The sequence below is a fragment of the Campylobacter sp. RM16188 genome (assembly GCF_012978795.1).
Taxonomy (GTDB): domain Bacteria; phylum Campylobacterota; class Campylobacteria; order Campylobacterales; family Campylobacteraceae; genus Campylobacter_A; species Campylobacter_A canis.
Genome location: NZ_LIWQ01000014.1, coordinates 1 through 15,377, shown reverse-complemented (window position 1 = coordinate 15,377; position 15,377 = coordinate 1). Strand labels below are relative to the sequence as shown.

General features: G+C 39.6%; 16 protein-coding genes. All 16 read left to right on the top strand.

Annotation, left to right across the window (positions count from 1 at the left end; genetic code table 11):
* Positions 1–27 precede the first annotated feature (27 nt).
* On the top strand, positions 28–2,271 hold the full coding sequence (locus CDOM16188_RS08845; RefSeq protein WP_253908173.1) for a molybdopterin oxidoreductase family protein: 2,244 nt from the start codon (positions 28–30) through the stop codon (positions 2,269–2,271).
* A 102-nt stretch (positions 2,272–2,373) separates the two neighbouring features.
* Positions 2,374–2,982, top strand: coding sequence for a riboflavin synthase (ribE, locus tag CDOM16188_RS08840; protein ID WP_172201489.1), 609 nt, complete (start codon positions 2,374–2,376; stop codon positions 2,980–2,982).
* Positions 2,983–2,990: 8 nt separating this feature from the next.
* Positions 2,991–3,701 carry a peptidoglycan editing factor PgeF gene (gene pgeF, locus CDOM16188_RS08835; protein WP_172201487.1) on the top strand — a complete coding sequence of 237 codons (711 nt, stop codon included), beginning with the start codon at positions 2,991–2,993 and terminating at the stop codon, positions 3,699–3,701.
* A gap of 258 nt (positions 3,702–3,959) precedes the next feature.
* Positions 3,960–4,715, top strand: coding sequence for a DUF4198 domain-containing protein (locus CDOM16188_RS08830; protein ID WP_172201485.1), 756 nt, complete (start codon positions 3,960–3,962; stop codon positions 4,713–4,715).
* A 104-nt stretch (positions 4,716–4,819) separates the two neighbouring features.
* A complete protein-coding gene (locus tag CDOM16188_RS08825; RefSeq protein ID WP_172201483.1) occupies positions 4,820–5,035 on the top strand; it encodes an acetyltransferase in 216 nt (71 codons plus the stop codon).
* Positions 5,036–5,039: 4 nt separating this feature from the next.
* The gene (locus CDOM16188_RS08820) at positions 5,040–5,639 is read left to right on the top strand and encodes a tetratricopeptide repeat protein (RefSeq protein WP_172201481.1); all 600 of its coding nucleotides are present in this window, start codon (positions 5,040–5,042) and stop codon (positions 5,637–5,639) included.
* Between the two features lie 74 nt (positions 5,640–5,713).
* Entirely contained in the window at positions 5,714–6,436 is a 723-nt protein-coding gene (locus CDOM16188_RS08815) for a tetratricopeptide repeat protein (protein WP_172201479.1), read from the top strand.
* A gap of 79 nt (positions 6,437–6,515) precedes the next feature.
* A complete protein-coding gene (iadA, locus tag CDOM16188_RS08810; RefSeq protein WP_172201477.1) occupies positions 6,516–7,655 on the top strand; it encodes a beta-aspartyl-peptidase in 1,140 nt (379 codons plus the stop codon).
* A 289-nt stretch (positions 7,656–7,944) separates the two neighbouring features.
* On the top strand, positions 7,945–8,739 hold the full coding sequence (rpsB, locus tag CDOM16188_RS08805; RefSeq protein WP_169939912.1) for a 30S ribosomal protein S2: 795 nt from the start codon (positions 7,945–7,947) through the stop codon (positions 8,737–8,739).
* Entirely contained in the window at positions 8,739–9,803 is a 1,065-nt protein-coding gene (gene tsf / locus CDOM16188_RS08800) for a translation elongation factor Ts (RefSeq protein WP_172201475.1), read from the top strand. The genes rpsB and tsf overlap by 1 nt, the downstream gene beginning before the upstream one ends.
* A gap of 2 nt (positions 9,804–9,805) precedes the next feature.
* Positions 9,806–10,453: an ABC transporter ATP-binding protein gene (locus CDOM16188_RS08795; protein WP_172201473.1), complete on the top strand. Its 648-nt coding sequence runs from the start codon at positions 9,806–9,808 to the stop codon at positions 10,451–10,453.
* A gap of 341 nt (positions 10,454–10,794) precedes the next feature.
* Positions 10,795–11,565, top strand: a complete 771-nt coding sequence (gene fliR / locus CDOM16188_RS08790; protein ID WP_172201471.1) for a flagellar biosynthetic protein FliR — start codon at positions 10,795–10,797, stop codon at positions 11,563–11,565.
* 55 nt (positions 11,566–11,620) lie between these two features.
* A complete protein-coding gene (locus tag CDOM16188_RS08785; protein WP_172201469.1) occupies positions 11,621–12,946 on the top strand; it encodes a hypothetical protein in 1,326 nt (441 codons plus the stop codon).
* 2 nt (positions 12,947–12,948) lie between these two features.
* Positions 12,949–13,560 (top strand): guanylate kinase, encoded by a 612-nt coding sequence (gene gmk / locus CDOM16188_RS08780; RefSeq protein WP_172201467.1) that lies wholly within the window; start codon positions 12,949–12,951, stop codon positions 13,558–13,560.
* 39 nt (positions 13,561–13,599) lie between these two features.
* Positions 13,600–13,827: a twin-arginine translocase TatA/TatE family subunit gene (locus CDOM16188_RS08775; RefSeq protein WP_169939924.1), complete on the top strand. Its 228-nt coding sequence runs from the start codon at positions 13,600–13,602 to the stop codon at positions 13,825–13,827.
* Positions 13,828–13,835: 8 nt separating this feature from the next.
* Positions 13,836–15,377, top strand: a 1,542-nt coding sequence (argS, locus tag CDOM16188_RS08770) for an arginine--tRNA ligase (protein ID WP_172201465.1), incomplete at its 3' end; no start/stop codon positions are given.

Genomic DNA, 15,377 nt, shown 5'->3' with positions numbered 1-15,377 from the left:
TAATAATTTTAGAAAGGGGAAGTGAATATGCAAACCATTGTAAAAACCACCTGTCCATATTGCGGCACGGGTTGTGGCATTGATCTGATCGTTGAAAACGGCAGAATCACAGGTGCAAAGCCGACTGAAAAGCATCATGTAAATGACGGCGAACTTTGCTTAAAAGGTATGTTTGGCTGGGAGTTTGTAAATTCTCCAAAACGCTTAACGAAGCCTATGATACGTAAAAGAAACGGGGTTTACGATAAGCACGGTGAGCTTGAAGAGGTAAGTTTTGACGAGGCTTATGAATTTATCGCCGATAAATTTAAGAGCACGGTTGAAAAATACGGTCCAAATTCGATAATGGGCTTTAGTTCCGCTCGCTCAAATAACGAAGATAACTATGTCTTTCAAAAATTCTTTCGTGCTCAAGGAAGCAACAACGTAGATCACTGCGCTCGTCTTTGACACGCTCCGACTGTGGCAGGTCTTGCCAGTACACTTGGAAACGGAACGATGACAAACGATTTGGTTGAATTTGCTACCGATACCGATGTGTTTTTGCTAATAGGCACGAACACGAGCGAGTGCCATCCGATTATAGCGATGCAGATGCAAAGAGGCTTAGAGCGCGGCGCTAAAATGATAGTAATTGATCCAAAACGCACCGATATGGCAAAAAAAGCCGATATATACATGCAAATTCCGATCGGGTCAAATATAAAAACGCTAAATACGATGATAAATTTAATCATAAATGAAAATTTGTGCGATGATGAATTTATCAAAAACTATACTCACGGTTTTGAGTATTTAAAAGAAGCGGTTAAGGACTTCACGCCGGAGCGATACGAGGCTGAAACGGGAGTTAAAAAAGAGCTTATTATAGAGGCTGCCAGAATGTATGCCAAAGCCGATGCGGCAGCGATTTGCTATACTATGGGCATTACTCAGTTTACCGACGGCACATCAAATGTATTTTCTTTATCAAATTTGGCTCTTATAACAGGAAATTTAGGCAAAAAAGGCGCAGGAGTAAATCCGCTTCGCGGGCAAAATAACGTTCAGGGAGCTTGTGATATGGGCGCACTTCCAAACGTCATCCCCGCAGGTGCCGTAAACAGCGAGTATGCACAAGAGCAAGCGCGCAAAATTTGGCATTTTGAGCTAAATCCAACTCCGGGAATTAAGCTAACGCAAGCTCCTGAAAAGATGGATAGCGGCGAGCTTAAGCTACTTTATGTATTTGGCGAAAATCCTGTGATGAGTGATCCTTGGACGGAGCACTTTGTGCATGCCGTTCATCATCTTGACTGCTTTATCGTGCAGGATTTGTTCCTAACCGAAAGCGCTCAAAAGGCCGATGTGGTCTTGCCCGCAGCAGGTTGGGGCGAAAAAGACGGAACGTTTATCAACACCTCTCGCAGGGTTCAGCGAACAAGAAAAGCAAGCGAGCCTGTAAGCGGAGTTGAACCTGACTGGAAGGTGGTTTGCAATATCGCTAATCGCATGGGGCTTGAGGGCTTTAAATTTAACGACGCGGAGCAAATTTGGAATGAACTGCGCGAGCTTATGCCTAAATTCTTTGGCGGTATAAGCTACTATAGGCTTGAAAAACTCGGCGGTATAAGCTGGCCTTGCCCTGATGAGGAGCATGCGGGAACGCCTGATCTTTACACTGATAAAAAATCCATGCTTCCTGACGGAAAATTTCGCCTTGTGCCGGTGCTTTACGTAGATGATAAAGCAAGTCGCGCAAAGGCTGAAGCGGAATTTAGACAAAAATTTGATATCCCTAGCGATTATCCGGTGGGAAGCGGCGCGCTTAGCGAAATTCCGGATGAGGTTTATCCTTGTCTTTTCACTACTGGAAGAAAGGTATATCACTATCATACGGGAACTATGACTAGAGAGTGCCCTGCGCTTGAGTATGGAGCAGGCATGGAAGGCGCGCTTATAGAAGTAAGCCCCGATATAGCTAGAGAGCGCGAGCTTGATGAAGGATGTTACGCTCTTGTAGAGAACAAACGAGGCAAGATAGCCGCAAAACTTCGCATAAACCCCGATCTGAAAGAGGGAACTATATTTACGACGTTTCATTATAGCGAGGCGGATGGAAACGAGCTTGCAAACGCAGATGATCCAGATCCGCTATCAGGAATCACTCCACTTAAGATGACGATAGCAAATATCAAAAAATTAAGCGAGAGTGAATTTATTGATTTCAGAGAGAAAAACGAGATGAGTATGCACTCTGAAACCCCTTATTTATCGGTTAGACGATATTAAATTCTTAGGCTCTAAATTTTAGAGCCTACTTCTTATCTTTTGTAAATAAGCTTGCTGTGAGTAGAAATTTAGTAAAATTTTTAAAAATTTAAAGGCTAAATTATGTTTAACGGACTTATTCGCGAGATAGCCGAGGTTGTTAGCTATTCTCAAAACAAGCTTAGACTAAAGGCGAAACATAGACCAAATTTAGGCGATAGTATCGCGGTAAATGGCGCTTGCTTAAGCGTTATAGAGCTTTTTGCGGGCGGCTTTAGTGTGGAGCTAAGTGCGGAAACCAGAGCCGTTATAGCGACTGAAAATTTAAAAGGGCGGGTTCATATGGAGCCTGCTATGAGGCTTAGCGATAGAGTGGATGGGCATTTGGTGCAAGGTCATATCGATGCGCTAGGCGAAATTTCAAAGATAGTTAGGCATGAAAACGGAGTGGATTTTTATATAAATTTGCCGCGAGATATCATGCACTTAATGGCAAACAAGGGCAGTATCTGCGTGGACGGGGTAAGCCTTACGATAAATGAGGTTACGCCAAACGGAGTGCGCCTAACGATCATTCCAATAACGTTTCGCGAGAGCCTTTTTAGCGAGTTTAAAATAGGCCGAAGAGTAAATATCGAAAGCGATCTTTTGGCGCGCTACGTAGCTCACCAGCTTGGTTTTAAAAAGCAGATGAGTTGGGAAGAGATAGATCATGTCGCAAGTCTTTATTAAGAGTCTTTATGCAAGATGTCGGTGTAAATTTAGTATTTGATGTTGAGCGTTTTTACGGCGGATTTACTAGCAAATTTGGCGGAGTGAGCGTAGGAGATTATGAAGGCTTAAATTTAGGCGATCATGTAGGAGACGAGCCTAAAAACGTGTCTAAAAATCGCGAAATTTTAGCGAATTTGCTTGGCGTAGAGATAAGAAATCTAAAATTTATGCGTCAAATTCACTCAAACCGCGTGGAAATAATTAGAAATTTAGATGATGAAATAGCGCTTTGCGACGGCATAATCACAAATTTAAAAGGCGTTGCGCTTTGCGTTTTGGTGGCTGACTGCTCGCCTATTTTGATATTTGATGAGGTGCGAGAGGTTGTGGCTGCTATCCATGCGGGAAGAGCGGGAACCGTAGGTAAGATTTGCACCAATGCCGTAAATTTAATGAAGCGCGAATTTGGGTGCAGCGAGCAAAATTTAAGCGTTTTTGTTGGACCAAATATCAAAGGCGGTTGCTATGATATAGGCGGGCTTGATCTTGGCGAGTTTAATAGATACAAAAACGATGGGAAATTTTATATAAACGCCGCTTTGGCTGATGAATTTAAGGAACTTGGCGTAAAGAGCGTAAAATTTGATGAAATTTGCACGCATTGCGATGAGAGGTATTTTTCTTATCGCAGAGAGCGAGTTACGGGAAGATTTGCGGGTTTTATTATGGCGAGATAGCGATTAAGCTTGGCTGCTTGATTATTGATCAGATATTGCTTATTAAATTTAAATACGCAAATTTGTAGAATTATTAATAAACTTTGAAATATAAGGAATTTTAAGCTTTTTATTCTATTTTTCTATTTTATTCTTAAATTTTGTTGTATTTCTCATTTAAAATTATTATTTAATTTTTTAGCCCAAAAAACTTGATTTTAATTATCAGTTATGTTATACTCAACCTGTCCAATCTTAAAATTTAACAAGGAGATAGTAATGAAGAAGATATTAACTTCTTTAGTCGTAGCAGGTGCGTTAAGCGGTGCTTTTGCACATGATTTTTGGGTCGCAGGATCAAATATGGATAAATTTAGCGCCGACATCGGTTACGGACATAGCTTCCCAAAACCTGAAGCGATAGCCGAGAAGAGATTAAGTCTTTTTGCTCCGCTATATATAGTGGATAAAACCGGTGCTAAAACCGTTTTAAAGCAAGCCGGCGAAAACTATCACTATGAGGGCGAAAAGCTCAAAAAAGGCTCTTATGTGCTGGCGGGCGACTATAAACCTACATTTTGGTCAAAAGATAAGGACGGCAAGTGGCATCAAGACGGACATAAAGAAAATGTAAAAAACGTTGAATCTTGCGGATTTCACGCTAGAACGGCTAAAAGCATAATCGTAGAAGGCGATCAGGTGGAGGACTTCATCTATAAGCCGATAGGTCAGATCGTAGAAATCGTGCCTCTAAGCGATGTTACGAAGATCAAGGTTGATACTCCTTTTAAATTGCAATTTTTCGCTAACGGCAAGCCTGCGAAAGTTGCTAAAGTTACGGGCGTGATTGAAGGATTTCCTGAGGGTAAATATACATTTTTTGGCACTACCGACCTTCAAGGCGTGATCGAAGTTATAGCTATCAAAGAGGGAAATTGGCTATTTCAAGCCAAGCACGAGACAGCTTACGCAGATCCTAAAAAATGCGACAAAGAAGAGCTTGACGCTAGCCTTGTAATAAAAGTAAATAAATAATCTTTCTTACCGATCGGACTAGTTCCGATCGCCTCTTTTTGCTTTGATAATTCAGTTTTGTTGTTTTATAATTTTATTTTTTAAAATACTTAAAGGACTGCATAATGGGATATGAAGCATTTGCGCCTAAGGATTTAAGAGTGGTAAAAATAATTCAAAACGCCAAGAAATTTGGAGTGGAAAGACTTCAAAACGAAGCTTTGGTAAAGGAATTCTTAAACTGCGAGCAAATTTCATTAAGCGAAGATGAGCGCGAAAACATGAGACAAATTTTTATAAATTTGATGAAGATTGAAGAGGAAGTGCAATTAAGCGGGTGAAATCATGAAAAAGATAGCTTTGATTGTTTTGTTGGCCTTTACTCTTTTTGGCGCGCAGTTGCAAGAAGCACAAAGACTCTTTCGCATAGGAGATGAAAAAGCCGCGATAGAAATTCTAACAAAGTCTTGCGATAGCGGGCTTTTAGACTCTTGTATTATGCTTGGTAATTTTTACTTTTCAAACGATAAGCTTAAGTATGAAAATGCCGTCAAACTATATCAAAAAGCCTGCGAAGGCGGAAATTTACTAGGCTGTGATAGACTTGCGAGCGCTTATTATGAGGGCAGAGGGGTTAAGCAAGGCTTCGCGTTTGCTGCTAAATTTGCTAAGCAAGCTTGCGATGGCGAGATCTCGTATAGCTGCATAGTCTTAGCGAATTTGCACTACTACGGAAACGGTGTCATAAAAGATCATGCGCAGGCGCTTAAATTTTACGAGCGGGCATGTGAGCTTAAAACCGCTTCAAGTTGCGTTATGGCGGCAAAGATGCATGAAAAAGGCGAGGGTGCGCCAAAAGACATACAAAAATCGCTTCTTTATCATGAAAGAGCATGCGCTCTTGGAGCTAAATCAAGCTGCGATAAGGCTCAAAATCTAAAATAAACGATAAATTTAATCCACCAAAAAGAGATGATTTGTTAATATCACGTCCTTAAAATTTCACAAAAAGGACAAATTTGAAAAAGATTATTTGCATGATGGTTTGTGCTGGAGCGCTTTTTGCCTCGACTTTAAATAAGGCGGATGATGCTTATGTAGAGGGCAGATACGAAGAGGCGGCGAAGCTTTACGAGAAGGCTTGCGATGAGGGCGATATGCAGGGATGCTATAACCTTGGCGCCATGTATGAAAACGAAAGAGGCGTTAAATATGACATGCAAAAGGCTGTTAGACTCTATGAAAAAGCCTGCAACGGCGATAATGTCTATGGCTGTTATAACCTTGCTATGGTTTATAGCGATTTGAAAGATTACTCAAAGGCTGTTATGCTTCTAACGAAAGCTTGCAACGGCGAAGACGGCATGGCGTGCTTTAACTTAGGCGTGTTTAACTTCAAAGGCGAAGGCATAAAAGAGGATAAAAAGGCAGGCAACGAATTCTTTAAAAAAGCTTGCGAATACGGCACTTCTGAAGGTTGCTACGAGCTTGCGCGCTCTTACGTAAGAGGTCAAGGGATTGAGCTAAATTTCAAAAAAGCCGAAGAGTTTCACGCTAAAGCTTGCCAGATGCATCACGCAAGAGGCTGTTATAACGTAGGTGCGCTAAATACAAATCCAAAAGTTAAAGCCCACATGAAGCAAGATAGAGATAAGGCTAAGGAGTTTTTTAAGCAAGGCTGCGATCTGGGTGATGAGCAAAGCTGTGAAAATTTGATGTTTATGGAGCTTGGAAAGCTTTGATTTAATTTTGTATAAAGGCTAAAATTTCTTTAAATTTGCTAAAATAAAAAATCTACATTTAAAATTTAAAGGAGTTAGCATGCTACTACTTAAAAATGCAAATTTATTTACCCCTGAGCATGTGGGAGATAGCGATGTGCTTGTGGGCGGAGGTAAAATTTTAGCTATCGGAAAAGGACTTGATTTCCGCTGTGAAAGCCTTGAAACTTACGATCTTAAAGGCAAAATTTTAGCTCCCGGACTAATCGATCAGCACGTCCATATCACGGGTGGAGGAGGCGAAGCGGGATATCATTCAAGAACTCCTGAAATTAAGTTAAGCGAGATCGTAAAGCATGGTATCACGACTGTCGTTGGAGTTTTAGGCACTGATGGCTGTACCAGAAGTCTTGAAAATCTTTACTCCAAAGCAAAAGCGCTTGAATTTGAAGGAATTTCGACATTTATCCATACAGGTTCATACGCTACGCCAACCGTTACTTTTACGGGAAGTATTACTAAAGACTTAGTGCTAATCGATAAAGTTAGAGGCGTTAAAATTGCAATGTCGGATAACAGAAGCAGTTATCCGACCGATGAAGAGCTCATCAAAATACTAACTCAGATAAGAATTGGAGGCATGATATCCAAAAAAGGCGGCGTGATGCATATGCACATGGGCGGACTATCTAGCAAGCTTGATGCGGTGTTTAGGATACTGAAAGACTGCGAATTTCCTGTTCAGTACTTCTCGCCGACACATTGTGCCAGGACAAAAGATCTCTTTGATGAGTGCTTGAAACTGCAAAAGATGGGCGGATTTTTTGATATCACAAGCGGCGGAAGCCAGTTTGCTCCGCTTCATGAGGTGATCGCTTACGGCATTGAAAAGGGCTTAAAGCTAGACATGATGACGATGAGCTCTGATGGCAACGGAAGTGTGCCTAAATTTGATGAAAGTGGTGCTCTGGTCGGATACGGATGTGCAAGTTGCAGTGCAAATTTAGACGTGCTAAAAGCTGTTACTGAAAATAAAATTTTAACTCACACGCAGGCTTTTGCTTTGATGGGAAAAAATGTGGCTAAATTTTTGAATTTGGAAGGTAAAGGCTCTATAAAAGTCGGTTTTGACGCGGACTTTACGAGCTTTGATGAAGATATGAGTGTTCAAGATGTAATCGCAAAAGGAGAGTTTTGCGTGAAGGAAGAAAAGATAGTTAAAAAGGGATTTTTTGAGTGATTTTATTGCGACCGTGATAGTAAATTTGCGATTGTGATTGAAATTTACAGGCTCTGGTTTAGTGTGCCGGGGTCTGTAAATTTTGATAATTAAAATTTACTAAGAATTTTGCTTTTAACCAAAGCCTATTCATAAAATTTAGCTTAATTTTATCTTACTTTCAGTATAATCCAAGCTTCAATTCACACACACCAATCCTAAAATTTGGTTGCGACAAGTGCAAATTTGTCGTTAATGGGTGTGGAGGAGAAACCTAAATTTCGCGCAAAAGCGCACAAGGAGAACCGATATGGTAACAATGAGAGATTTGCTAGAGTGCGGCGTTCACTTCGGACACCAAACACGCAGATGGAACCCAAAGATGAAAAAATTCATTTTTGGCGAGAGAAAAGGTATCTACATTATAGATCTACAAAAAACTATCCGCTACTTCCGCTACACTTACAACATCGTTCGTGACGCAGCGGCAGAGGGTAAAACCATCCTTTTTGTAGGAACAAAAAAACAAGCCGGTCAAACAGTTGGCGAATATGCTGAAAAATGCGGAATGCCATACGTAAATCACCGCTGGCTGGGCGGCATGATGACAAACTTCGGAACTATCCGCCAAAGCATACGCAAGCTTGAAGTTATCGAAGCTATGGAAGAGGACGGTTCAATCAATCTTCTAACCAAAAAAGAAGCTTTAATGCTAAGAAGAAAAAAAGAGAAGCTTGTAGCCTACCTTGGCGGAATTAGAAATATGAAAACTCCACCTGATATGATCTTTGTTATCGATACAGTTAAAGAAAAAATAGCAGTCCAAGAAGCTAACAGACTAAAAATCCCTGTAGTTGCACCAATCGACACAAACTGCGATCCTGACGTAATTGATTATCCAATCCCTGGAAACGACGATGCTATCCGCTCGGTACAACTTTTCTGCCAAGAGATGGCTGAGGCTATCATCGAAGGACGCTCACAACTTGAAAAAGACGGCGGCGTAGCCGAAGAGGGCAAAGAAGAGGTTACTCAAGATGAGAAAGATGCTGTGCTAGAAGAGGCATTTAGCGAAGAAGAATTTGAAGCGGAGGATGAAGAATAATGGAAATAACCGCACAAATGGTAAAAGAGCTCCGTGAAGCAACCGGAGCTGGAATGATGGATTGTAAAAAGGCTTTAGCCGAAGCTAACGGCGATATGGAAAAAGCCGTAGATATACTTCGCGAAAAAGGTCTTGGACAAGCCGCTAAAAAAGCCGACAGACTTGCAAGCGAGGGTCTTGTAACGGTTGAAGTATGTGAACACTGCAAGAAAGCAACTATCACGGAGATAAATTCAGAAACCGATTTCGTTGCCAAAAACGTTCAGTTTCAAAACCTCACAAAAGACACTACCGCTCATATCCAAGCAAACTCTATCTCTAGCGTAGAAAGCCTCAATGAGAGCGTTATAAACGGTGTTAAATTTGAAGATTATTTCAAGGGTCAAATCGCTACAATCGGCGAAAATTTGGTAGTAAGACGCTTTGAGACGGTTAAAGTAGATGAAAACGGCGTAGTAAACGGATATGTGCATTCAAACGGACGCGTTGGAGTTATCATCGCTGCAGCTTGCGATAGCGCTCAAACAGCTCAAAAAGCAGAGGATTTCATAAGAAATTTATGTATGCATGCAGCCGCTATGAAGCCAAGCGTGATAAGCTACAAAGATCTTGATAGAGAATTTGTGGAAAAAGAATTTATCGCTCTTAAAGCTGAGCTTGAAAAAGACAATGAAGAGCTAGTTCGTCTTGGCAAACCGCTTCACCACATCCCAAGTTACGCAAGTAGATTGCAACTTACCGATGATGTGATAGCAAAAGCCGAAGACGCGATAAAAGAAGAGTTAAAAGCGGAAGGTAAGCCTGAGAAAATTTGGGATAAAATCATACCTGGCAAGATCGAAAGATTTTTTGCGGACAATACCGTATTAGATCAAAGACTTACTCTTTTAGGCCAATTTTACGTAATGGACGATAAGAAAACCGTTGAGCAGGTAATAACTGAAAAGAGCAAAGAGCTTGGCGGTAAAATCGAGATCGTAAAATACGTTAGATTTGAGCTTGGCGAAGGCTTAGAGAAGAAAAACGAAGATTTTGCGGCGGAAGTTGCGGCGCAAATGGCTTAAAAATGGAAATTTTAAAGGGCGTAGATCTTAGCTTTGCGTATGATTATACGCTCTTTGAAAATGTCAATATATCTTTAAATTCCCGCGAAAGCTCGGCTATTTTAGGCGTAAGCGGATGCGGGAAATCAACTATACTTCATATACTTTCAACACTGCTTAGGCCTAAAACGGGCGAGGTTATTTATAAAGGCAAGTCGCTTTATGATCTCTCTTCAAGCGAGCTTTTGCAGATTCGTAGACTTGATTTCGGAATTATTTTTCAAGCCCACTATCTGTTTAAAGGCTTTAACGCAAGGGAAAATATCGAACTTGCAGGAATTTTATCGGGTCAAAATATAGATGAAAATATCCTCGAAAATTTAAAAATCAAAGAAGTTTTAAATCAAAAAGTAGGCGAATTGAGCGGAGGGCAGCAACAGCGCGTGAGTATCGCCAGAGTGCTATGTAAAAAGCCAAAAATAATATTTGCCGACGAACCTACCGGAAATTTGGACAAACAAACTGCAAATGACGTAATGCAAACTCTTTTTGAGTATATCAAAGCAAACGATGCGGCACTTGTGCTAGTAACTCATGATAACGATTTAGCCGCAAAGTGCGATAATCAATACAGGCTGGATAATAAAGAGCTGGCAAAAATTTCCATTTAGTATATTCTTTTACCTATATATTGTTTTTGTATATATAAGCCATAAACGCTCAAATTTCATATAAATTTTTAAAATCAAAAGTCAAAGAGTAAGCCCATATTTCTTATTAAATGTCGTAAAGGCCTTTAATTTCGGTCTATTTTAGCGCTTAAACAAATAACTTGTAGTCTTACTTTAAGGTGGTCTCAAGCCTAAGATTATAAAAATACTTTAACAAAGTAGAAACTATAAAGCAGTTTTTAGGCTCAAAATAGGGCTTAAATCTCTTGTTGCAAATTTAAAATTTCAAGCCAAAACAAAGTAAAATTTTGTAAAATAGATAAAAATTTTAAAAGAGCGGTATGGAGATAGTTCAATTTTTCGGCACCGATAGAGTGATAACCTTTATGCTGTTATTCGCCAGATTAAGCGGACTTATAGTGTTTTTCCCGTTTTTTGGCCATTCTCAAATTCCAATTTCTGCAAAAACCGCTTTAACGTTTTTTCTAACGATTTTTTTATTTCCCGTAGCAAGCGTTAAAAACGGCGAAATTTACTATCTTGTAGTTGAAATTTTAAGCGAACTTATGCTTGGACTTTGTGCAGGACTGCTTGTAACTATCGTATTTGGCATACTTCAGCTTGCCGGCGAGCAAATTTCTATGGTTATGGGATTTTCTATGGCCAGTGTGCTTGATCCTCAGACAGGCATAAACTCGCCCGTGATGTCAAATATCATAAATTTTCTTGCCTTGATGACGTTCTTGGCATTTGACGGACACCATCTTTTGTTGCTGTTTTTTGCAAATTCACTCACCCATATCCCGCTTGGCGAATTTTACCCAAGCGCAAATATAGTCCACTACACTTCAAAATCCATGATAAATCTCTTTATGTTCGGTTTTATCATGTCGTTTCCTATCCTTGCGCTTTCTTTGCTGTCTGATCTTATCTTTGGGATGCTTATGAAAACCATGCCGCAGTTTAACCTGCTAGTCGTAGGCTATCCTATCAAAATCGTTATAGGATTTGTCGTGCTTATAGCTATTTTAACGGGTATGATGGAGCTTTTTAGCGAGCTTATGCTTAGAGTGATAAACGACATGCCCTCTTTGTTTTTTAAACTAAGCTAAGAGTAATCAAAAATATCTTAAAATACTTTCTTAAGGTTTTTTCAAAGGAGTCTTCATGAAAGTCGCGCTTGTTAATAACAATCCCGCAGTTTCCCGCTTGGCTACGCTTAGTTTAAGCAAAATGGGTTGCGAATATGTCGAGGTTGCAAGTTTAGACATGCTTGATAGCGGACTTTTTGACGTGCTCATCATTGATAGCGACACTCAGATAGAGGATGTTGATTTAAAAAACCTTGCAGATAAAATTTTATACCTTGCTTCAAAGAACTCACCTGAATTTGCCAGTGCAGATAAAGTCTTATTTAAGCCTTTTTTGCCGACGGAATTCGTATCTGTGATGGAAAAATTAAGTCCAAAAGAAGAAGAGTCAAGTGAGATTGAAGAATTTAAAGATACTCAGGAATTCGTAGCGCCTCTTGAAGAGAGCAAATTTATAGATGAGTTTGACGATAAGATGTTTGATGATGATCTGCCTGAGATTGACGAGGTGCAGGATAAGGAATTTGCTCTTGATGATTTGGATTTGGGCGCTGAATTTGATGAAGATGGCTTTGATGAACCGAATTTAAAAGATGATGAACTAACTAAGCAGCTAAGCGAGCTTGTAAAATCAATTGATGATATGCCTAAAGAAGTTGCCGAGGATGAAAATTTAAATCAAGCAGAAGATGAAGCTATGCAGGCTGAAATGCTAGTCCGCGAAGAGGAGTTGTTAAAAGAATTTGACTTTAGCGATGAGCCTTTAAAGCAAGATGAAGAGGATAAATCGGAGTCTAAAGAAGAAAAATTCGACGAGTTAATGAGCGAGCTTACTTCACCTGCGTATGATGAAGAGCTTGACGTGATAGAAAGCATTAAAAACGATATAGACGAGATAGAAAATTTAGACGCTAAATTTGAAGAAGAGCTGCAAGAAGAGTTTGAGCAGTTTAGTGTCAATGAAGAATCTTTAGATGAAACCGCAAAAGAGGATATACAAAATTTCGCTCAAAAGCTTGAGTTGCCTGATGAATTTGACGCTGAATTAGATGATGAAAAATTTGATGTTGCAAACGAAGTGGAATTTGAGATAAAAGAGCAAGAAGAGTTCGTTGCGGCCAAAGATGAAGAGGCTTCTAGCGAAGTGGAAATTGAAGATTTTAAAATTTATCAATCTGACGGGTCGGATTATGAAAATATCGATCAGATAAGCGAAACCGAGATCAAACGAGCTCTTGAAGAAGGCAACGAAGAAGCGGTGCAAATAAACCAAACGGATGTAAAAAACGAACTAACTCATAAAATCACCGAGCATATCGCTACTTCGCTAAGCGTAAGCTCTATAAAAGACGCGCTAAAAGGCATGAATATAAAGATAAATATAACGTTTGAGGAAAAGTGAATTTGAAAGGACAAATTTTAATCATCAGCGGTCCAAGCGGAAGCGGTAAAAGCACTCTTTTAAACAGGCTTTTGGCTGAAGAGAGCAATTTATATTTTTCTATTTCATCTACCACCAGAAAGATAAGAGATGGTGAAAAAGATGGAGTGAATTATTATTATATAAGCGAAGATGAGTTTAAGAAGGGTATTGAAGAGGGAAGCTTTTTAGAATGGGCGAATGTGCATAAAAACTATTACGGAACTTCTTTAAAACCTGTTCTTGCGGCATTAAATGAGGGCAAAATAGTCGTGTTTGACGTTGATGTTCAAGGGTTTCATTTAACCAAAGAGAAATTTGCAAATTTGATCACCTCCGTTTTTATAACGGCAACGGACAAAAAAGAGCTTAGACGTAGGCTTGAAGGCAGGGGAACCGATACTGCCGAAATGATAGAAAATCGCCTTATGAACGCAGCCGGCGAGATGGAGCACATCTTGGAGTATGACTATTTGCTTATTAATGATGATGTGGAAAAAAGTTATGAAAATTTAAGAGCGATTTTAAAATCAATGAAGCTAAAAAGTGCGAATATAAATTTGCGTCAAACCATTAATAATTGGATAGATTGCTAAAATTTATGATAAGATTACGAAAAATTTAAAGGAGAGAAAATGGGTCCAAGCGTCCAACAACTACTTATAATACTTCTTATAGTCGTATTGCTATTTGGTGCAAAGAAGATACCTGAACTTGCAAAGGGACTTGGTAAGGGCATAAAGAGCTTTAAATCAGAGATGGAAAGTGACGATAAAAAAGCTGAAAATATAGAAAAAGTCGAAGAGAAGAAAGAAGATACGCTAACCGCTACTAAGGCCGACGAGACAACTAAGAACGCCTGAGGATAAGAGTGAAAAATTTAGTCATAGATGAGATAAAAAAATATATAAGCGATGATTTTGTATTAGAAAAGCCAAAAGACAAGAGTTTGGCGCATTATGCCACGCCTCTTGCTTTTTCTCTTGCAAAAGAGCTTAAGAAATCTCCAAAAATCATAGCCGAAGAGATCGTTTCTAAATTTAGCGGTAGCGAAATTCTTGAAGCAAGCGCACTAAACGGATATATAAATTTTAAATTAAATAGCAAATTTTTAGATAGACTTGCTAGCGATAGCCTTGCAGATCCTCAAAATTTCGCAAAAGGCGGAGCGGATAGAGAAAAGATACTGATAGAGTATGTAAGCGCTAATCCAACAGGACCACTTCATATCGGACATGTAAGAGGTGCCGTATTTGGCGATACATTAGCTCGCGTAGGAGCTTATATCGGCAAGGATATCACGACTGAGTACTATATAAACGACGCAGGCAACCAAATAGACCTGCTTGGAATTTCCATAAGTCTTAGGGCTCGCGAAGAGCTATTTAAAGAAGAAGTAAATTATCCTGAAAAGTATTATAGAGGGGATTATATCTTAGATATCGCACGCGAAGCAAACGATAAATTTGGCAAAGAAATTTTTTATGATGAAAGTAGAAATTTAGAGCTTGCAGAGTTTGGCAAAGATATAGTGTTGGGTCTTATCAAACAAAATTTGGCTGAAGCTAAAATTTTTATAGATAATTGGGCTAGCGAGAGAAGTTATTATAACAAGCTTCAAACCACTCTTGAAAAGCTTAAAAAATGCGGCGGTATCTATGAGGATGAGGGTAAAATTTGGATAAGATCAAGCGAAGCAGGAGATGAAAAAGATCGTGTGATAGTTAGGGAAGATGGGCGCGAAACCTACCTTGCGGGCGACATAGTCTATCACAATGACAAATTTGAGCGCGGATATGATAGGTATATCAACATCTGGGGTGCCGATCATCACGGATATATCGCCAGAATGAAATCCGCGATACACTTTTTAGGGTATGATGAAAGCAGGCTTGAGGTGCTGCTAACTCAGATGGTTTCGCTTCTTAAAAACGGCGAGCAGTTTAAGATGAGCAAGCGCTCGGGCAACGTGGTGCTTATGAGCGATGTGACTGCCGAGATAGGGTATGAAGCGCTTAGGTTTATGTTTTTAAGCAAAAAGAGCGACACACATCTTGAATTTGATGTTGATGAACTAAAGCGAGAAGATAGCTCAAATCCGATTTTTTATATCAACTACGCTCATGCGCGCGTGAATCAAATTTTTGCAAAAGCGGGTAAAAGTATAGATGATGTAAATAACATTGAGTTTAAAAGCTTAAGTGAGGATGCTAAGAATTTGCTTTTTGAAGCACTTTCTTTAAATGACGTGCTTGTAGATGCGTTTAATGCTCGTGCAATGCAGAAAATTTTCGACTATCTAAAATCGCTTTCCGCAAATTTTCATAAATTTTATAACGAAAATCGCGTTGTAGGAAGCCAAAATGAAGATGAGCTACTAAAGCTCTTTGCAGTCGTAGCCCTCTCGGTAAAA

Excerpts from the sequence above, each read along its gene's own strand:
- tsf (WP_172201475.1), top strand. The coding sequence starts at position 8,739 with ATGGAAATAACCGCACAAATGGTAAAAGAGCTCCGTGAAGCAACCGGA.
- rpsB (WP_169939912.1), top strand. The coding sequence starts at position 7,945 with ATGGTAACAATGAGAGATTTGCTAGAGTGCGGCGTTCACTTCGGACAC.
- CDOM16188_RS08820 (WP_172201481.1), top strand. The coding sequence starts at position 5,040 with ATGAAAAAGATAGCTTTGATTGTTTTGTTGGCCTTTACTCTTTTTGGC.
- CDOM16188_RS08830 (WP_172201485.1), top strand. The coding sequence starts at position 3,960 with ATGAAGAAGATATTAACTTCTTTAGTCGTAGCAGGTGCGTTAAGCGGT.
- fliR (WP_172201471.1), top strand. The coding sequence starts at position 10,795 with ATGGAGATAGTTCAATTTTTCGGCACCGATAGAGTGATAACCTTTATG.
- CDOM16188_RS08825 (WP_172201483.1), top strand. The coding sequence starts at position 4,820 with ATGGGATATGAAGCATTTGCGCCTAAGGATTTAAGAGTGGTAAAAATA.
- iadA (WP_172201477.1), top strand. The coding sequence starts at position 6,516 with ATGCTACTACTTAAAAATGCAAATTTATTTACCCCTGAGCATGTGGGA.
- pgeF (WP_172201487.1), top strand. The coding sequence starts at position 2,991 with ATGCAAGATGTCGGTGTAAATTTAGTATTTGATGTTGAGCGTTTTTAC.
- CDOM16188_RS08785 (WP_172201469.1), top strand. The coding sequence starts at position 11,621 with ATGAAAGTCGCGCTTGTTAATAACAATCCCGCAGTTTCCCGCTTGGCT.
- CDOM16188_RS08775 (WP_169939924.1), top strand. The coding sequence starts at position 13,600 with ATGGGTCCAAGCGTCCAACAACTACTTATAATACTTCTTATAGTCGTA.
- CDOM16188_RS08795 (WP_172201473.1), top strand. The coding sequence starts at position 9,806 with ATGGAAATTTTAAAGGGCGTAGATCTTAGCTTTGCGTATGATTATACG.
- ribE (WP_172201489.1), top strand. The coding sequence starts at position 2,374 with ATGTTTAACGGACTTATTCGCGAGATAGCCGAGGTTGTTAGCTATTCT.